17 protein-coding genes are annotated in these 19,471 nt (G+C 32.6%); all 17 read right to left on the reverse strand.

Features of this window, described 5'->3' with window-relative positions; all coding sequences use genetic code 11:
- Positions 1–99: 99 nt before the first annotated feature.
- Complete coding sequence (locus tag VFS71_RS03170) at positions 100–1,059, reverse strand: glycosyltransferase (RefSeq protein WP_326399334.1); 960 nt, start codon at positions 1,057–1,059, stop codon at positions 100–102.
- Between the two features lie 3 nt (positions 1,060–1,062).
- A complete protein-coding gene (locus tag VFS71_RS03175) occupies positions 1,063–1,698 on the reverse strand; it encodes an acetyltransferase (RefSeq protein ID WP_326399335.1) in 636 nt (211 codons plus the stop codon).
- On the reverse strand, positions 1,698–2,708 hold the full coding sequence (locus VFS71_RS03180; RefSeq protein ID WP_326399336.1) for a ketoacyl-ACP synthase III: 1,011 nt from the start codon (positions 2,706–2,708) through the stop codon (positions 1,698–1,700). The genes VFS71_RS03175 and VFS71_RS03180 overlap by 1 nt, the downstream gene beginning before the upstream one ends.
- Entirely contained in the window at positions 2,698–3,783 is a 1,086-nt protein-coding gene (locus tag VFS71_RS03185; RefSeq protein WP_326399337.1) for an aromatic ring-hydroxylating oxygenase subunit alpha, read from the reverse strand. The genes VFS71_RS03180 and VFS71_RS03185 overlap by 11 nt, the downstream gene beginning before the upstream one ends.
- Positions 3,784–3,789: 6 nt before the next feature.
- Positions 3,790–4,527 (reverse strand): SDR family oxidoreductase, encoded by a 738-nt coding sequence (locus VFS71_RS03190; protein WP_326399338.1) that lies wholly within the window; start codon positions 4,525–4,527, stop codon positions 3,790–3,792.
- A gap of 2 nt (positions 4,528–4,529) precedes the next feature.
- Positions 4,530–5,585 carry a ketoacyl-ACP synthase III gene (locus tag VFS71_RS03195; protein ID WP_326399339.1) on the reverse strand — a complete coding sequence of 352 codons (1,056 nt, stop codon included), beginning with the start codon at positions 5,583–5,585 and terminating at the stop codon, positions 4,530–4,532.
- Positions 5,586–5,590: 5 nt separating this feature from the next.
- A complete protein-coding gene (locus VFS71_RS03200) occupies positions 5,591–5,821 on the reverse strand; it encodes a phosphopantetheine-binding protein (protein WP_326399340.1) in 231 nt (76 codons plus the stop codon).
- Position 5,822: 1 nt separating this feature from the next.
- A complete protein-coding gene (locus VFS71_RS03205; RefSeq protein ID WP_326399341.1) occupies positions 5,823–6,893 on the reverse strand; it encodes a DegT/DnrJ/EryC1/StrS family aminotransferase in 1,071 nt (356 codons plus the stop codon).
- Between the two features lie 13 nt (positions 6,894–6,906).
- A complete protein-coding gene (locus tag VFS71_RS03210) occupies positions 6,907–8,349 on the reverse strand; it encodes a lipopolysaccharide biosynthesis protein (RefSeq protein ID WP_326399342.1) in 1,443 nt (480 codons plus the stop codon).
- 252 nt (positions 8,350–8,601) lie between these two features.
- Positions 8,602–9,615: an NAD-dependent epimerase gene (locus VFS71_RS03215; protein ID WP_326399343.1), complete on the reverse strand. Its 1,014-nt coding sequence runs from the start codon at positions 9,613–9,615 to the stop codon at positions 8,602–8,604.
- Between the two features lie 116 nt (positions 9,616–9,731).
- A complete protein-coding gene (locus VFS71_RS03220; protein WP_326399344.1) occupies positions 9,732–10,790 on the reverse strand; it encodes a Wzz/FepE/Etk N-terminal domain-containing protein in 1,059 nt (352 codons plus the stop codon).
- A gap of 70 nt (positions 10,791–10,860) precedes the next feature.
- Positions 10,861–13,320, reverse strand: coding sequence for an SLBB domain-containing protein (locus VFS71_RS03225; RefSeq protein ID WP_326399345.1), 2,460 nt, complete (start codon positions 13,318–13,320; stop codon positions 10,861–10,863).
- Positions 13,321–13,653: 333 nt separating this feature from the next.
- Positions 13,654–14,124, reverse strand: coding sequence for a UpxY family transcription antiterminator (locus VFS71_RS03230; protein WP_326399346.1), 471 nt, complete (start codon positions 14,122–14,124; stop codon positions 13,654–13,656).
- Positions 14,125–14,184: 60 nt separating this feature from the next.
- Positions 14,185–15,231 carry a dTDP-glucose 4,6-dehydratase gene (gene rfbB, locus VFS71_RS03235; protein ID WP_326399347.1) on the reverse strand — a complete coding sequence of 349 codons (1,047 nt, stop codon included), beginning with the start codon at positions 15,229–15,231 and terminating at the stop codon, positions 14,185–14,187.
- 103 nt (positions 15,232–15,334) lie between these two features.
- Positions 15,335–16,618 carry a nucleotide sugar dehydrogenase gene (locus tag VFS71_RS03240; protein WP_326399348.1) on the reverse strand — a complete coding sequence of 428 codons (1,284 nt, stop codon included), beginning with the start codon at positions 16,616–16,618 and terminating at the stop codon, positions 15,335–15,337.
- Positions 16,619–16,920: 302 nt separating this feature from the next.
- Complete coding sequence (locus VFS71_RS03245) at positions 16,921–18,312, reverse strand: UDP-glucose 6-dehydrogenase (protein ID WP_326399349.1); 1,392 nt, start codon at positions 18,310–18,312, stop codon at positions 16,921–16,923.
- 23 nt (positions 18,313–18,335) lie between these two features.
- A complete protein-coding gene (locus VFS71_RS03250; RefSeq protein WP_326399350.1) occupies positions 18,336–19,307 on the reverse strand; it encodes an SDR family oxidoreductase in 972 nt (323 codons plus the stop codon).
- Positions 19,308–19,471: the final 164 nt, after the last annotated feature.

Below are 19,471 nucleotides of genomic sequence, written 5' to 3' on the forward strand. Positions count from 1 at the left end.
TTTATTTTTTAACTAACATATTTTCTAAACTAATACAGTCCTTTAAAACTGCTTATATCTTAATAAAACTATACAAACAGACCGGTACATTTTAAAAAATCATTTTTTACCTTTAAGCCTATATAAAATCTTAAAAAGATGCTTAGAATTTTTAAAAAAACTTAATTGATACAGACATTTTTCTTTTAAAAACAGTTGGTTTTGCCCAAAAAACAGTTGGGCTTCTACGATGAAGGAATCATATCCTAAAACTATTGCACTAGGTAATAATTTCGCGTAAGCTTTACGATATACATCATTTCTAAGTTCAATTGGTTGATTGTATTTTTCCAAATATTCTTTTTGTATTTCAAATACACCTTTTGCAAAATTATATCTCTTCTCGATTGATCCAGAATGACTGGCGCTTTCATCTAAAATACGATAAACTGCTGTAGTATCATTAAAAAATTTAATATTAGAGTTTGCTAATACATCTAAAAGCCATGGAAATGTTCCATCCGTATATTTTTTAGTGAAAGTTGGAACAAATTCTTTTCTACATAACCAAGTACAGGGCGCTAAAAATCCAGCATGTACCAAATGTTCTTCAAATGAATAATATAAAGGCTTTATCTTTTTTTGAAAAATACTTCTTTTAAAAACACCTGATGTTTGATAATAAAAATCTAAATCTGTAAACACTAATGCGTAATCATTATTTTCTTCCAAAAAATCCACTTGTTTTTGTAACTTATTTGGATCAGTCCAATAATCATCGCCTTCGCACATTGCAAAATACTTCCCCTTACAATTGCCTACTGAAAATCTTGCATTAGCATCCATTCCAATATTCTTTTCGTGTCTAAAATACTTAATTCTATATCCTTTTGGATGTACTTTAATAATTTCTTCAACAATTTCTTGAGTCCGATCAGGAGAACAATCATCGGCAATAATCAAGTCAAACTCAAAATTAGTTTCTTGCATCAATACCCCTTCAATAGCTTCAGCTATATAATTTTCATGTTTATAAGTAATCATATCAACTGAAAGTACCAAATTCTCAACTTCTTTCATTAATTAAAATTTTAATTTTAATGCGGGAACACCAAAAACAGTTGTATTTTCTTTTACATTTTTTACAACTAAACTACACGCTCCAACAGTAGCTCCTTTTCGTACAGTAATATGTGGCAAAACAGTAGCTCTAGTATTTAAACAAACTTCTTCTTCCAGTACTGCAAAACCTCCCATAAAGCTATAAGCATTAAGGTGTGACCAACTACCAATTTTAGAATCATGACCTATTCCTGCAAAACCTTGTATAGTAACGAAATCACCAATAGTACAATCATTACTGATATTCGAATACATAAAAACAATTAGTCCGTTACCAAATTGCACATTCGAATTGAATATAGATGTAGGATGAATTAAATTAATAAACTTACCCCCTTTAGATAAAATCAATTCAACATAATGTTTTTTCCATTTTACGCTTCCTAGCGCACAAGTAAACACATCATTTTCTTGAATTTCATACTCTTCTACAGAAGAAATAATTTCTGGATAATCATTAAATCCAACTAAAGCATCAACTTTATCATCCAAAAATCCTTTTACTACATAGTCTTTGTTATACCCAGCACATTGCTTAGCTAGATTACAAACCTCACGACCATATCCCCTAGCACCTATTATTATTAAGTTTTTCATTATTTTAATATCAAATTACAGGCTGCCCATGAATAACCTACTCCAAAACCAGCTATAATTAGGTTTTTCTTATCTATAAACATTGATTGTTTTTGAGCTTCATATAAGGCAATTGGAATTGTAGAAGAAACAGTATTCCCGCAATGCTGCATAGCTATAAAAAATTTACTCTCAGGAATCCCAATTTTTTTTCTCAAATGATTAAGCATATACTTATTGGCTTGATGAAAAACAAACAAATCAACTTGCTCCATCGTTAAGTTATTTTTTTCTAATATGGCATGAGTCAATTTTGGAACGAATTCCCCTGTGAAATTAAAAATTTCCGTTCCATTCATGAATAAGTTTTTATCATTCCTAACATTCCCAAACTCATCAGTGACATCATCGTTCTCATTTGAAACAGGAAAACGCATTCCGCCTTGTTTTACTATTAAATTTTCCGCTCCTTTCCCATCCGTTCCAAAAATAAAATCTCCTATAGAACAGAATCCGTCTTCATTACTAATCAAAGTGGCTGCGGAAGCATCCCCAAAAATAGTTTTATTGCTTTTATCTTCTGGATGTATGAACTTTGTATAGGTTTCTGACGTAATCAATAGTACATTTTTTGCCATTCCACCAGCAATTAAACCTTTTGCAAGACTTAATCCATAAACAAAACCCGAGCATCCTAAATTAAAATCTAGAGCTCCTATACCTGTGTTTAAACCCAATCGTTCTTGCAGAATACAAGCTGTCGTAGGCAAAAAATAATCAGGACTTTGCGTACAAAACAATAAAAAATCAATTTCAGATTTATTGATATCGTATTCTACAAATAGCTTTTCGGCGGCTTTTACAGCCATATCCGAAGAGAATTCATCAACAGCACTTATATGCCTGGAACTAATACCCGTTTTTGAACTGATTTTTTCAATATCCCATTCCGGAAACTCTTGATTAATCAATTCATTAGACAGAATTTTCTTTGGTAAATAATACGATATCGCTTTTATATTAGCTTTCATTGTTTAAGTATCCTAAATATGTTTTTTGAAAATGATGCACTCTTTCTTCTTCATCAGATAACTTACCTGATAAATGAGTATGTTTTGCTCCTTGCTGAACAAGTTGACAAACAGCCTTATCCTCTTCAAAAACCTGTCGATTAAAATTTATTAAAGATTCTTCAAAAGCTTTAATGATAATTGGAGTTGGAATTGAGTCTGTCGCTGCTGTAAAAACATAACTTGTAAATTTTGTCACATCTGGATTAATCGGTTCAACTAAAGAATAGTTAAAAGAGACACCATGCGTACTAGACACTAGCAAGTTTGGAAAAACCAAAATATGCTTATACCCTTCAATATCATATTCTCTTGGCGAAAAATACTTATCTATCTTTTTATACCCTCCTTTGTCTTTTGCTATATTCAAATTACTAGTCCAACTAGAATTACTTTTGTCAAAACAAAAATCCAAACCCGATGGCTCTAATTTAGCAAGTGTTTCTGAATGTATTAAACCTACATGATAACTTTCAAGTGTATTCTCTACAATTACTTTCCAGTTCGCCTCAATTTCCATAGAGTTAACATCAATTCTATTTCCCAGTGAAAGAGACATCGTCTCTAATTCTTCATAGAAAACACCTAAAAAATCTTGGAGTGGCTCGACATCATCAATTAATGACACAAAACACAAATCACCACAAAATGAAACCTTAAATTCTTTAAGTTTCATTTCACAGAGTTCGTCCTTAGTGAATTTTTTGAACAATGGTTTTTTAGGAATTCCACTTGGAATTCCATCTTTATCATAAGCCCAACCATGATAAGGGCATACCATTGGTCTATTGCCCGATTTATCTTGCTGGATTATTGAAAATCGATGAGAACAAACATTCAAAAATGACTTAACATTTCCTCGAACATTTTGAACTACAATTGGTGTATTTGCAATTTTAAGAGTAACAAAGTCATTATCGTTCAAGAAATCAGATTTAAACCCAGCAAAATGCCATATTCTCTTAAATAACTTATCACTTTCTTGTGAAAATATTTCATTATCGAAATAGTGAAAAGCAGGTATATTTGAATTCATGAATTTTTATTTTAAAGTAAAGCCTCCGTCAATAATTAAATCCGAACCTGTCATCCATTTACTAATATCACTTAATAAATACATAACTAATCCCGCTACATCAACAGGTTCCCCATATCCTAATGGGTATTCCAAAGCTGACTTTTTTAGTTCTTCTTCAGAAACTACATCGCTGGCCTTATCAGTCATAGCAGTTTTAACAATTCCTGGACAAACGCTATTTGACCTTATCCCTTGAGAAGCCAATTCTGATGCCAAAACTTTTGAAAAAGAACTAAGTGCCGCCTTAGATGCGGAGTACATTGCCGTGCCAGGAACACCTAATTTTGAAGATATTGAAGACACAAAAACCAAAGACCCATTTTTATTTAGTAACTTATTTTTAATTAATTTCTGACTAAGAACTACATTACTTTCAAAATTCACAGAAAAAACAGAATCAATTTTCGAAGGGTTTAAAAATTTAACCGGTAAATATTCCACTACTCCTGCATTAAAAACCACTCCATCGTATGAAGAACTACCTAAAATTAATTTTTCTAAATCATCAGTTACTGAAATATCCACAGAAAACATTTTATGTCCATCACCTTTCAGTAATGAAATTGTTTCTTGTAAATTCTCTACATTTCTACCAATAATAGTCACACATGCTCCCAACTCAGAAGCAGTAATAGCAATCTGTCTTCCAATTCCAGAAGAAGCTCCTGTAACTAATATATTCTTATCTTTTAATGTTATCATTTTTACAACTCTATTAAATCCAGGCAATCAATTTCACAATTCTTAACCAACATAGTTCCCCAAGATAAACCAACACCAAAACCACACATCAACAAATCAGTTTGTTTCCCTTCTATCTTACTTTTCAGTTCGGACACAATGGTTAATGGTATTGTAGCGGAAGAAGTATTACCGAAATTTTTCAACGAAAACGGCACTTTCTCAATTGGAAGTTTTAATTTCTTGGCTATCATTTTATTCATCATCATATTAGCTTGATGGAAAACATAATAATCTATCTTTTCTTTATTTATATCGAATTTATTAAGCAAACTATTAACCGTTCTTGGACCTTGCGAAATCCCAAAACCAAAGACATCCATACCGTCCAAAACCAAATCACAGCTACTACGCTCAATTCCTCCTTCAAACTTTTCAACTTGAAGAGAATCATTATTTATTCTATTCCTAGAACCTCCATCAGGAATGATTATAGTTTTAAATCCTGACCCATCTGAACCCAAATCGAACATCATTTCTGCCGAGTTCTTTTTTAGTTCCAAAGCTGTTGCGCTTCCGGCATCTCCAAATAGTGGCAACGTACTTTTGTCAGATTTGGATATGATTTTACTTATGGTATCTCCTGCCAAAAGCAATCCTTTTTTTATTCCAGTAGCTTGCATCATACTCGCAATTATAGATATTCCGTAAACATAGCCAGAACAGCCTAAAGGCACATCAAAAGCAATACAGTTTGTTGAAAGACCTAATCTATCTTGGAGTATAGCTGCTGAAACTGGTAAAATGTAATCGGCGGTTTGAGAAACAAAAACTAAAATTTCTATTTCCTCTTTTTGCCAATTTAAATCCTTAATTAACTTTTTGGCAGCTTCGCAACATAAATCAGAAGTGCAAATTTCTTTAGGAACAATGCGTCTCTCTTCAACACCAGTTGCTTCAATAAATTTTTGAATTTCTTCTTGAGTCAATATATCTAGATCTATATTACGTTCCGTATTTTTAGGAACGCAACAAGAAATACCTTTTATTGCTATATCATTAATTGAGAAAGTTGCCATTTCTACTACGCTTTATTGCTAATTATTTCGAATATATCTTGCAAAGTAGTTGAAGACTTAATATCATCACCTGTTAATTTTACTGAATATTCTTCGTCTGCCATAGCAATTAAAGATAGAGCCGTTAACGAATCCCATTCCTCGAGATCCCTAAAAACTGTTTCTGCTTGTACTAAATTTGCATTTGTATCGTCTAAGATATCGACGAAATTGTCCAAAAAAGTTTTAATTTCCATATTAATTTTTATTTATTATTGAACATATTTTATTTATATCATTTTCATCCATTCCAAAAGACAAAGGTAAACACATTATTCGAGAAGCAACACTTTCTGAAACAGGCATTTTAGCATCTTTTACATATTCAATCGTATTTAAAGAAGGGAAAAAATAACGTCTTGGAAATATTTGTTCCTCATTTAATGCTCTTTGAACTTCAAGTAATTTTTCTTCCGTGTCGAAAATTACAGCATAATAACTATAATTCCAGTTTGTGTTTTCTCTGAGTTTCATTCCTCTCAATTTAGAAAAATCTAAATTTCTGTTATACGAGTCAACAGCTTTTTTCCTGCTTTCTATGATTTTTCCCATATAAGGAAGTACAGATAGGCCCATTGCAGCTTGCAGTTCGGATATTTTTCCGTTTATGCCTAAACCATGAAACGTTAAAGGTCCATTATGTCCAAAATTATGACTATAAAACATTTTTACTTTCAATGCCTCATCGTTACAAAACAAAGCCCCTCCCTCTCCGGTATGAAACAATTTAGTGGCGTGAAAACTACAGGTACTCACATCACCATATTCAAAAATAGATTTCCCTTGATACCTTACTCCAAAACAATGAGCCGCATCATAAATTACTTTAAGGTTGTGTTTTTTGGCAATAGCTTCTATCGCTTCTATATGACACGGGTTACCAAAAACATGAGTCGCCAAAATTGCAGTAGTTTTACTAGTTATAGCAGCTTCAATCTTAGTCTCATCAATTGTTAAATACTCTGGATGAATGTCTACAAATATTGGAGTACAGTTTTCCCAAACTATCGCAGCTGTCGTGGCTACATAACTAAAAGGTGTTGTAATAATTTCTTCTTTATTCCCTAAAACCTTCAATGCAATTTGAAGTGGAATCGTTCCATTATTCATCAAAATAATTTTAGAAACAGAAAGGTATTCTTTTAATTTGTCTTCCAATTCCACTACTAAAGCTCCTCGGTTAGTTAACCATTGATTATCCCAAATTCGTTGAACTTGCTCATTATATTCTTTTATAGGTGGGAAAAATGTTTTTGTTACGTTAATCATTTTATTTTCTAAATTATTTTCTTTTTATTGTTGAAAGAACAATCTCTTTTAATTCTAAATACTCTGGTAATTTCATAAATTCATAAATTATAACAGCCAGGATAACCCCTATGAAACACTGCAATGGAAGAGTAATCCAAACTGAAAACCCTAAATAACTAATACTCCACATAATCGTCGCAACAAATAATGAAACTAAAAATGAAGGCAATATATCTTTAATTTGCTGCCAGGTACTATAACTTATAAGTTCCGCAGAATAGTAACTATTCAAAAAATAAGCTAAAAAAGACATTAATACCCCACCCAAAAGCATAAACTCAATTCCACAAAATATTCCAAGAATTATTGGGAAAATACCAATTATTTTTTTCATTATCTCTAATTTAAGAAATAAATCGGAACGTCCTTTTACTTCAAGCATATTCAGATTGATTGCATGCAAAGGGTAAAGCATTCCTGAAAAGCAAATAATTTGTAAAAAGACGACTGAAGGCAACCATTTTTCCCCAATTAATAACAAAATTAATGGTTTCGCAACTGCAGCCATTCCCAACATACAAGAAAAAGTGATTAACATAGTAGTCTTTATTACACGTCTATAAACCTGTCTTAACTTTTCTTCATCATCTTGAATGCTACATAAAACTGGATAACTCACACGTTGCACAACAGATGTCAAATTACTGGAAAAAATAGAATTAAACTGATCTGCTCGTGTATATTGGCCCAACAAAGAAGAGGAATACAATTTACCAATAACCAAATAATAAATATTTTTATAAATTGTATCAATCAATCCAGATATTAATAATTTTGATCCGAATCCGAAAAGTTCATCAAAACTCTGTTTGGAAAACTCCATGGCTGGGCGCCATGTATTAAACACCCAAAGAAAAATTGAATTAAATAACTGTCGCGACATCTGTTGTCCTACTAAACTCCAGACACCAAATCCTCTTAAGGCCATTCCAACACCTACAAAACCACTTAGAATTGAAGCAATAAACGAGATTTTAGTTAGCATTTTAAAATCAACTTCTTTAACTAATAAAGTTCTCTGAACTATACCAAAAGCATTAATTATTAAAATAAAACCCATTACTCGGGTAATCGAAACTAAAAGGGGCTCATCAAAAAAATTACTTATTGATGGTGCACAAAAAAACAGAATAATATATAGAATAATTCCTAAAAAAATATTAAAATAAAAAACGGTATTGTAATCAACTGGCTTAGCTCCAACTTTCCGAATCAAAGCACTAGAAAAGCCACTCTCAATAATAGAATTAGACATAGCTATAAAAATGGCTATCATTCCCAATAGACCAAATTCTTCAGGACTAAGAATTCTCGCAAGAATTACACCTACCAAAAAAGTAATTCCTGAATTAGCAATATTATCAATTACACTCCAACTTACCCCTTTTACAGTTTTTTTTTTTAAGTTATTCATTTATTTACGACCTTTTCTTTTACACTATTCACATATGATTTTAAAAAAAAACAGCATAGAATTCTAAAACTGATCAATAAATAATAATTTAAAAAAAATATGTTAGCTACACACTCGTGAAATTTATATTAAAAGTAAATTATATGATTTAATAAATCTTGTTAAAAAAATTTAAGCAAAAAAGCACTTCTCAAAATATATTCTAAATAAATATAAATTCATTTATAATCAATACAACAATTATTTTAAAACTTACCTCTGATAATAAATACTAAACCATTTTATAAATCTATTGGTTCCTTCTTTCAAATCAGAATTTGGTCTATATCCTTTTTCGATTTGAATTAACGAAGTATCGGCATATGTAATTTTTACATCTCCATCTTGCATGGGTAAAAATTGCTTCAAAGCTGTTTTACCTATACAATCTTCCAAGGTAGATATGAAATCCATTAACTTTACAGGTTTAGAATTCCCTATATTAAAAACATCTGCTTTTGGTTCACTTCTTGGTAAAACAGCAATACATCGAATTATACCTTCAACAACATCGTCAATATAAGTAAAATCACGTTGCATTTCTCCATTATTAAAAATCTTTATTGACTCCCCTTTTGTTATTGCATTTGCAAAAAGCATGGGTGCCATATCTGGCCTTCCCCAAGGTCCGTAAACGGTAAAAAAACGAAGTCCCGTAGTTGGCAAATTGTAAAGATGACTATAAGAAAATGCCATTAATTCGTTACTTTTCTTTGTGGCAGCATATAAACTAACTGGTTGATCAACTCGATCTTCTTCAGAAAATGGAATTTTAGAATTCGCTCCATAAACCGATGAACTCGACGCATAAAGGAAATGCTCAATTTTATTTTTACGGCAACATTCTAACAAATTAACAAAACCAACAATATTGGATTGAATGTAGGTATGAGGGTTTTCTAATGAATAACGAACGCCCGCTTGAGCCGCAAGATTTACAACATGAGTAAATTTTTCTTGCTTGAATAACTCTTCTAATCGTATTAAGTCAGTAATATCAATCTTCGCAAAACTATAATTAGAGTAAATACTACTTTTTATTAACTCTTTATTTTCTGTTATCAATGTACTATCAATTCCAGATTCCTTCAAACGGGAATACTTTAAATTAATATCATAATAATCATTAATATTATCTATTCCAACAACTTCATTTTCATTTTTAAGCAAAGCTTTAACCAAATGATAGCCAATAAAACCGGCAGCTCCAGTAACTAATATTTTCATTTATCTTTTAATTTTTAATTTTATTGCTTAAAACATTAATCGTCATTTGAATATTATTTAATTCAAAGTTAATTTTATCAAATCAATACTTGAAAAAACTAAGCTACAACCAAATTTTAATGAAACAATATCTTCCTTAAGGATAAGAATAATGTCATCAAAATTCCAAACAAAAGACCTCCAAAAATAATACCCAATCCTTTACCAATCCTATCATTGGGTAAGGGTAAAATAGGACGATCAATAACCTGTATTAAAGGTGTTTCCTTACGCACTGTTACTTTGGCTAATTCGAATTGTTTAACCAATTCGGTCAATATAGCAGTATTAGCTTGTACATCCACTTGCCTGCGGGCAGAAGGCGCACGGCGCACATTAAGTGCTGGATTCAACATAAAGGTATTGTCAGTGGCAACGGCCACACCTGTAATGGCTGAATTCAATTCAGTACGGATAGAATCTGTTTGACGTTCCAATATTTCCATATTCATGCGTGCCTTCTTACTTTTGGTATCAACATAAAATTTACCAACCTGTCTGGCCAATGCCTCGCAAAAATAAAGGGAAAACAATTCATTGGTGGAAGCCACATCCATCGAAATAATGTCAATCTTTTTATCTCTTTGGGCTACTGATAAAGATGACTTTGATAAATTCTGATAAATCACACCCAAAATACTATCATGAACCCTCGTGAAATACTTACGTTTAGTATTGGGCAAAAACTTTATGTTCTTGAACTTCGGATTGTCATCCCAGCTCTCCCTCCATTCATTATTTTGAATATACATTTCCGCCAACGAAATTGCCTTCCCGTTTACTATTACTGGGGTCATTAAAGTTTGTTCTACCATCGTTCTAGACTTGAACAATTCGGTCAAATTAGAACCGGTAAATATACTACCACCTCCTCCTCCAAGGTCAATACCAAAAGAACTAGCTAATCCAAGTGCACCACCTAATCCTCCACTCGATTTTTCATCTTCTAAGGCAAAGCTTAATGTTGCAGTATAAACTGGTTTTTTTATAAAAGAATAAGTCAACCCCAAAGCGGCCCCAATTACTCCTGCCAAAACAATAACTCTCCATTGAGATAACAGATAAGCGTACCATTCCTTGACTTTCTCTAATAACTCTTTTAAGGATATTTCGTCCTTAGGGTTTTGTTCTTCCATATTTCCGTTATCGGTTATCGGTTATCGCTTGTGTGTCATCTGGTTTCTGAAATCTAAAATCTGTATTCTCCTATTTAAAAGCTGTTACCAAAAGAACTCCCATACTCACTAATACCGAAGCAATACTTACCCATTGTGCAGCACTCATCTTTTGTGTTTCTGGTTTTTCTGGTACCACAATTTGTGAACCCGGCACTACTTTTGGGTTAGACCTAAAAAATAATAAAACTTTATGTGATACTGCGGCTTGTCCGTTTGGATAAATGATATAAGTTTTATTTCTCCATCCTTTAGCATCTATACCACCAACTGCATCCAAATAATAATCAAACCCTTTGTTTTTATTATAAGGAATCTCTGAAGTCAAAAGCACATTTCCTGCCACTTTAACTGTCTCATTAAAAGGTGAAACATCAATTTCGTCACCCGGTAACAAAGTCACATTCGCGCTACTGTTTTGATTTTTTGTCACTTTACCCCAGTCTACTGGAATAGTAGCAAATTTCAAATCTTCCTTTAATTTCCTTTCTAATTTGTTTTGAATGCTATCCTTCTTGCCCAAATTCAGACTTACATTTTCTATATCTTCTATTTGGTCTTTTTTGATAGGCCTTTTTATTTTTATCCCGTTCAAGCTAGCCAATGATGTAAGCCCACCCGCTCTTTTGACAACATCATATATCTTCTCTTTTTTGCTGGCCAAAACATATTTACCAGGATAAGCGACCGATCCAGATATCGTAACCATCTCCGGCTTTTCATTAACTGCCATCTTTCTTATATTGACCACATCAAAAGGTTTCAACTCAAAATTAGTCGATTGTTCATTCGAATCGGGAGTAATTTCAATATTAAATAATTCGACTTTATTGGGATTTGAGTCATCTATTGCTTCAGCACGAATCATTCTCGCAATTTCAACACGCTTAGATGCTGATCCTGTTAATCCTCCTGCCGCAATGATCAAATCGTTTAATGTCAAATTATCTTGATAATCATACACATCTGGCTTTTTAACTTCACCGTCAATAGTTACTTTATATTCTTCTTTGAAATCTAAAATAGAATACACGGTAATTCTGTCTTCTTTTTTTAATTCGATATTAGCGCTAGCATCTTCATTCATTGCTTTAACCAAATCAACATTCACAATCTCAGTCGTTAAATCTTCCTTTAACCGAATGATTCTGGCTCTTTTAAGATAGGCATCTTCTTTCAATCCTTCTGCTTGCTTAATCAAATAAGAAACTCGCATCCCTGGGTAGAAAGAATAAGTATCGGGTCTAAAAACAGCTCCGTCAATTATAATTCGATTTTCAAACCGATTTAAAATTTTAGAAATACGATACACATCTCCATTCAAAGGAATATAGCTATCATATTGTGCCGCCTGTATGTCGGCAACTTTAAATTCTTTTCCTGTTTTTTGCAAAACATTTACTGAAGCTGTATATGCAAATTCATTGAATCCTGAAGCAAAATTTAATAAATCGGAGAAATGCTCCCCTTTTTTCATTTCAAAAATTCCAGGACGTTTTGCTTCTCCTTCTATAGTTACTCTATTTGTGTACGCCGGGATACGAATGACATCATTATCCTTCAATCCGACATTATCGGATTGATTTCCACTAACCAAAAAACGATAAATATCAATATTCTTATATACCTTATTGTTTCGAATCAACTCAATGTTTCTGTAACTTCCGTTTTTTCCTGGTCCACCCCCTAAAAACAAGGCATTATACACTGTGGCTAAAGATGAAATAGAATAATTACCTGGTTGCTTACTTCCAATAATTGTGACTTTGATTGTTCGAATACGACTTAAGCTTACAGCAACTTGAGATTGACCAGAGCGAACAGAACTATAAATTCGAGCAACGGCTCCTTTTATTTTTTGAGTAGCCGCTTCAATAGTTAAACCCGATACTGAAATCTGGCCAACATATTGAATATTTACTTTTCCTTCCACTGTTACTGGTACATTGTCATCAAACTCTTGAACACCATTTACGCTCACTTGCAATTCGTCACCAGGTCCCAAAACATAATTTACAGGCGTTGCTAATTTTAAATTGGGCTGGAAATTTAAGGTTGGATTATCAAACAACTCGGATCCAAAAACAAGTGAATTCAGACTGTCTTTAACTTTATTGTTCTCAATTTTTTCTTGCTTTCGAATATCATCTTCATAATTATTCTCTTCATATTCCGAATCAGAATCTTTTGATTTCTTTTTGATATTTTTTTTATCTATTACTCCTTTAGTATCTTCAGAAAATGCCAAACGTTTTTTTAGTTTAGCAAATTCTGTAGCACTCATCCCTTTAGATAAAGCTATTGACTCCGCTTGATCAATTGTGATTTTATTGCTTTGCAATTGCGATTTTATCTTTGCTATATCTCCGTCTGACAAATAATCTACTCTTACGCTACTCAAATCATTCCCTTTTAAAATATCTTGGGCCATCATAGAAGAACTCTGAAAAAGAGCAATTAAAAGGACAATTACAGTAATTATTTTTTTCATATGTAGATACTATTTTGGATATTGCAGTTTTAAATTCTATTTAAACTAACTATTTCACTCTTTATTTCTAAATTTTATATATTTTCTTCTTAAGTTTATAAAAGTTTAGTGAATTTACATAGCTTCGCTACAGTGAGTCCCATTATGGTTCACTGAATTCTAAGAATTTGCAAATTTATACTAAAAAAAAGGATTTTCCTTTCTTTTTTCAACACAGATTTTGTGCTTTTATACTGAAGTTAAAATTAAAATTACAACTAAAAAAAGCCTTATATATCAATACATTAAAAACTAAAAAACTTATTTACGACTTCTCTTGCTAATGAAAACAAATCATTTTATTTTTTTTTCAACTTTAAGAATACAACCTAAAGACTCCAAGACAAGTACATAATGATTATGTTTTACCTCCTGTACTATGGCCGATTGTGCTTCAAATGGCCCTGATTCTAATATAATTTTATCTCCTTTTTGCCATTTGTCCACCATCACTTCAAAAATGTCCGGCACGTCCAACCAATTTTGAATAGCCTGAATTTCTTTTTCTTTTACAACGGCAGGTTTTCCAAGCCAAAATAAGTACCGTATAGCACCAGGAACTTCAAAAATAAAATTTCGTTCCTTTTCACTAATCTGAACAAAAATATAGGAATTAAACAATGGCACCTTAATTTTCTTTTTACGATCTGACCATTGACTTACTTTAGTTATCAAAGGACAATAGGCTGTAATCCCAACTTCAGTTAACCGTTCCGCAACTTTCTTTTCCCATTTGGGCTTGGTATAAACTACGTACCAGTTCATATTTTTTCTCTTATTGACCTTAAAAATCTAAAATCTGCATTCTGAAATCTAAAATTCTTATCAAGAATACTGCTTCTCATAATAAGATGCATAAGCACCAGAAGTCACATTGTTCAACCAATCTTGGTTATTCAAATACCAATCAATGGTAATTTCCAATCCTTCTTCAAAAGTTACCGATGGCTTCCACCCCAATTGGGTATTTATTTTCGAGGCATCAATGGCATAACGCAAATCGTGACCAGGCCTGTCTTTTACATATGTAATTAATTGAGCCGATTCGCCTATAGTTCTCCCTAACTTTTGATCCATGATTTGGCATAACATTTTAACCAAATCTATATTTTTCCATTCATTAAATCCTCCAATATTATAGGTCTCATGATTCTTCCCATCGTGAAAAACCAAGTCAATAGCAACGGCATGGTCTTTTACAAATAACCAGTCTCTGGTATAATTCCCATCTCCATAAACTGGCAAAGGCTTATTATTTATAATATTATTAATAAACAATGGAATTAATTTTTCCGGAAAATGATTGGGTCCATAATTATTTGAACAATTGGTAATCACATAAGGTAATCCGTACGTTTCCCCATAGGCTCTCACAAAGTGATCCGAACTTGCTTTAGATGCTGAATATGGTGAATTAGGATCATAAGCCGTAGTCTCTGTAAATAAGCCCTTAGCACCTAGTGAACCATAAACTTCATCAGTGCTCACATGGTAAAAACGCTTCCCTTCAGAGTTTCCTAACCATTGTTTTTTGGCTGCATTCAATAAATTCATCGTTCCAATCACATTGGTCTTAACAAAAGCTAAAGGATCTTCGATAGAGCGATCCACATGTGATTCGGCTGCTAAATGAATTACTCCATCAAACTGTTGTTCTTCAAACAACTCATTTATGAAACTTTCATCGGTTATATCTCCTTTTACAAAAGTATAATTAGATTCTTTTTCAATATCCTTGATATTTTCTAAATTCCCAGCATATGTTAAGGCATCCAAATTAAAAATTTGGTAATGAGGGTAATTTTTCACAAATCGTCTTACGACATGTGAACCAATAAATCCCGCTCCTCCTGTAATAAGTATCTTTTTCATATTTTATATTTCCAGTTTTCTATATTATTTGCTCTCTTTTTTTCTCTGTTCACTTTTTTCTTTTTCTACCAACCAAACATCCGACAACCAACAACCTTTATTTTTATAATTTTCCATCCACACCATCAGTCAAAACTCCTTTGACATCATACAATATACTGGATGTATTTCTTAATAAATTGATATCAAGATTTATAAATTCGGTGTGAGCCACACCCAAAACAACTGCATCAAAAGTAGTACTTGGTTCCTCATTTACCATTTTTATACCATATTCATGTTGCACCTCTACCGGATTTGCCCAAGGATCAAAAATAGTAACTTGAATTCCATAGTCTTCCAATGCCTTAATTACATCAACTATTTTGGTATTCCGAACATCGGGGCAATTTTCTTTAAAAGTAATACCCAACATCAACAAACTGGCACCATTGATGGTCACTCCTTTTTTAATCATTAGCTTCACAACTTGTGAAGCTACATATTCACCCATACTATCATTCAAGCGACGCCCTGCCAAAATTATTTCAGGGTGATAGCCTTTTTCTTGTGCCTTTTGGGCTAAATAATACGGATCAACCCCTATACAATGTCCGCCAACTAAACCTGGCTTAAAAGGCAAAAAATTCCATTTAGTACCCGCTGCTTTAAGTACTGCAGCAGTATCAATATCTAATAGATTAAAGATTTTGGCTAATTCATTAACAAAAGCAATATTTATATCACGTTGGGAATTTTCGATTACTTTTGCCGCTTCTGCTACTTTTATGGATGGAGCAAGATGTGTCCCTGCTACAATAACTGATCGGTACAATTCATTTACTTTTTGCCCAATCTCAGGTGTGGATCCTGAAGTTATCTTTAAAATTTTCTCTACTGTATGTTCCTTATCTCCTGGATTGATTCGTTCTGGAGAATAGCCTGCAAAAAAATCAACATTGAATTTCAATCCCGAAACTTTTTCTAAAACAGGCACACACTCCTCTTCAGTAACACCTGGATAAACTGTCGACTCATATATAACGATATCTCCTTTTTTCAAAACAGAACCGACAGTTTCACTAGACTTGTATAATGGAATTAAATCAGGGCGATTATTTTTGTCCACTGGAGTAGGGACAGTAACAATGTAATAATTACAATCAGCTATATCGACAATTTGTGAAGTACAATATAACCCTTTTTCGTCACTAGTTTTTGGAACCAACACTTTTCGCAAAGTTACATCATCAACTTCGAGGGTACTGTCTGTTCCAGACTTTAATGCTTCAACCCTTGTTACATTGATATCAAATCCTACAACAGAAAATTGGGTAGCAAACAATCGAGCCAAAGGCAAACCAACATAACCCAAACCTATTACTGCAATTTTTATGTTTTTATTCAATTTCTTAAACTATTGTTGACCTTAAAAGCCCTATTTATAAAAATAAATTTTCAGAATATAACTTTTAGTTCTGAAGTAAATTTAGCCAACAAAGATACTAAAAATAAGATTCCAATTTTATCAAAAAAAACCTATTACAGCCAAAAAAAAAGATTTTTATTAACCAAAATTGTAAACAACTCATAGTCAATAAAAATCTTTTATAAAATCATAATTACATATAAAAAATCACTGTTTTTGGTGATATCAAATGCATTTAAAAAAAGCTGCTTTAGAAGCCTTTTAAATGCATTTTGAATCCATCAAGAACCGATAGCCTGATACACAAAACCAATCTTTTCTAATTCTTTTTTATTCAAGATATTTCTTCCATCAAAAACAAAGGCTGGCTTTTGCATGCTATCATATATTTTTTGCCAATCATATTTTACAAACTCATCCCATTCAGTAAGTACCGCAATAGCATGTGCTTTTTCACAAGATAAATATGGATCATCAAAAGTAATAATACTATTTGCATTTTCCTCTGCAGCTCTCGTTTCTATATAATCCAAGTCTAAAAGAATTTTTTTGCGAGACACTTTCGGGTCATATACCGCAATTTTTGCTTGTTCGTTAATCAAATCATCTGCCACATATATTGCAGCTGATTCTCTTGTATCATTTGTATCCTTCTTGAATGCCCAACCCAAAAATGCAATCTTTTTATCGGCAACAGTATTGTAAAGAGTTTGTACTATATTATTTGAGAAACGACGCTTTTGATGATCATTCATAATAATAACCTGCTCCCAATAATCGGCTACTTCATTCAATCCATATGATTTTGCGATATAAACCAGATTCAAAATATCTTTTTGGAAACAAGAACCTCCAAATCCAACCGAAGCTTTTAGAAATTTAGGTCCAATTCGGCTATCCATACCTATAGCTTTAGCTACTTCATTAACATCGGCACCTGTTTTTTCACAAAGCTCAGACATTGCATTTATAGAAGATATTCTTTGTGCCAAAAAAGCATTCGCGGTCAATTTTGATAACTCCGAGGACCAAACATTAGTAGTCAATATTTTCTCTGAACTCACCCAATTCGAATAAACATCAACCAAAGCTTGAATCGCTTTTTGTCCTTCTTCTGTAGAATCTCCACCTATTAAAATACGGTCTGGACTCAATAAATCCTGAACTGCTGTACCTTCAGCAAGAAATTCTGGATTCGACAATATCTGAAACTGAACACCATTTCCAGTCATATCAAGAATACTCTTTATAGCCTCAGCTGTACGTACAGGTAAAGTAGATTTCTCTACAACAATTTTATTGCTTTTAGAAACTCTAGCTATTTGCCTAGCGCACAATTCGATATACTTCAAATCAGCAGCCATTCCTTTTCCTTTTCCGTATGTTTTCGTGGGTGTATTTACGGAAATAAAAATAATTTGGGCTTCATCTATTGCTTTATCTACTTCCGTAGAAAAAAACAAATTTCTTCCTCTAGCTTCAGCGACAATGGTATCTAGACCAGGTTCATAAATTGGAATATTGTCGGTATTTTCATCATTCCATGCTAAAATTCTTTCTGTATTCAAATCAACAACTGTAACTTGAATGTGAGGGCATTTTTGTGCTATAACAGCCATAGTTGGCCCACCAACATATCCCGCCCCGATGCAACAAATTTTTGTAATTTCCATATCGTTATTCTATTTTCTCTATTCTATTTTTTTTTAAGATTTTTCAAATACCAACCCACAGCTTCCTTCAGCCCTTCTTCCAAGGAAAATTTTGGATTATATCCCAGCATTCTTTTAGCCTTATCAATACTGGCTAATGAATGAGGAATATCACCAGCTCTATTCGGACCATATTCAATTGCTACATGTTCAATCTTTGGATCGTATTCACCTAAAAAAGTTTTTAAGTAACCTACCAAATCATTTAATGTCTTACGATCTCCATAAGCGGTATTATAAACTGTATTCACTGCTTCTGGATTTTTAGTAACCATTGCCAACTCATTCATCTGAATAACATTATCGATATATGTAAAATCCCTTGAATAATTTCCATCTCCATTTATTGTTGGACTCTCATGTTGCATCAATTGCATGACAAACTTTGGAATGACAGCCGCATAAGCTCCATTGGGATCTTGTTTCCGACCAAATACATTAAAATAACGCAATCCAATTGTTTCCAACCCGTAAGTTCTACTAAAAATTTCAGCATATAACTCATTTACATATTTTGTAATTGCATAAGGAGAAAGTGGCTTCCCAATAACTTCTTCTATTTTTGGCAATCCCTCAGAATCTCCATAAGTTGAAGAACTAGCCGCATATACAAATCGTTTTACATTGGCATCCCTTGAAGCTACTAACATGTTCAAAAAACCAGAAACATTGACATCATTGGTTATAATTGGGTCATTTATTGATCTGGGTACTGAACCTAATGCAGCTTGATGCAATACATAATCAACCCCTTGTACTGCTTGTTGACATGTTTCTAAATTCCGTATATCTCCTTCTATCAAACTAAAATTATCATCCTCAATAAAATCTTTTAAGTTATGACGATGACCTGTCGCAAAATTATCCAAACAAACTACTTTGTAATCTTTCGATAAAAAATACTCGCATAGATTAGATCCAATAAATCCTGCTCCTCCTGTAATTAGTATTTTCATTTTACTGTTTTCTGTCATTTTTTAATTATTTTTAAAACAGATGCAATTATTTTTTCTTTCTTACTAATTTTTCTATTAAACTTTTTTTCTTTTCAACCTCATGATATCCATTTGAATAATTCCCGTTTCCATAACCATAGCCATAACCATAACCTCCTCCATAT

Source organism: Flavobacterium sp. (assembly GCF_035760125.1).
Classification (GTDB): Bacteria; Bacteroidota; Bacteroidia; order Flavobacteriales; family Flavobacteriaceae; genus Flavobacterium.

Bases quoted from the DNA above. Each gene is read 5' to 3' on its own strand.
- VFS71_RS03170 (WP_326399334.1), bottom strand. From the start codon at position 1,059: ATGAAAGAAGTTGAGAATTTGGTACTTTCAGTTGATATGATTACTTAT.
- VFS71_RS03175 (WP_326399335.1), bottom strand. From the start codon at position 1,698: ATGAAAAACTTAATAATAATAGGTGCTAGGGGATATGGTCGTGAGGTT.
- VFS71_RS03180 (WP_326399336.1), bottom strand. From the start codon at position 2,708: ATGAAAGCTAATATAAAAGCGATATCGTATTATTTACCAAAGAAAATT.
- VFS71_RS03185 (WP_326399337.1), bottom strand. From the start codon at position 3,783: ATGAATTCAAATATACCTGCTTTTCACTATTTCGATAATGAAATATTT.
- VFS71_RS03190 (WP_326399338.1), bottom strand. From the start codon at position 4,527: ATGATAACATTAAAAGATAAGAATATATTAGTTACAGGAGCTTCTTCT.
- VFS71_RS03195 (WP_326399339.1), bottom strand. From the start codon at position 5,585: ATGGCAACTTTCTCAATTAATGATATAGCAATAAAAGGTATTTCTTGT.
- VFS71_RS03200 (WP_326399340.1), bottom strand. From the start codon at position 5,821: ATGGAAATTAAAACTTTTTTGGACAATTTCGTCGATATCTTAGACGAT.
- VFS71_RS03205 (WP_326399341.1), bottom strand. From the start codon at position 6,893: ATGATTAACGTAACAAAAACATTTTTCCCACCTATAAAAGAATATAAT.
- VFS71_RS03210 (WP_326399342.1), bottom strand. From the start codon at position 8,349: ATGAATAACTTAAAAAAAAAAACTGTAAAAGGGGTAAGTTGGAGTGTA.
- VFS71_RS03215 (WP_326399343.1), bottom strand. From the start codon at position 9,615: ATGAAAATATTAGTTACTGGAGCTGCCGGTTTTATTGGCTATCATTTG.
- VFS71_RS03220 (WP_326399344.1), bottom strand. From the start codon at position 10,790: ATGGAAGAACAAAACCCTAAGGACGAAATATCCTTAAAAGAGTTATTA.
- VFS71_RS03225 (WP_326399345.1), bottom strand. From the start codon at position 13,320: ATGAAAAAAATAATTACTGTAATTGTCCTTTTAATTGCTCTTTTTCAG.
- VFS71_RS03230 (WP_326399346.1), bottom strand. From the start codon at position 14,124: ATGAACTGGTACGTAGTTTATACCAAGCCCAAATGGGAAAAGAAAGTT.
- rfbB (WP_326399347.1), bottom strand. From the start codon at position 15,231: ATGAAAAAGATACTTATTACAGGAGGAGCGGGATTTATTGGTTCACAT.
- VFS71_RS03245 (WP_326399349.1), bottom strand. From the start codon at position 18,312: ATGGAAATTACAAAAATTTGTTGCATCGGGGCGGGATATGTTGGTGGG.
- VFS71_RS03250 (WP_326399350.1), bottom strand. From the start codon at position 19,307: ATGAAAATACTAATTACAGGAGGAGCAGGATTTATTGGATCTAATCTA.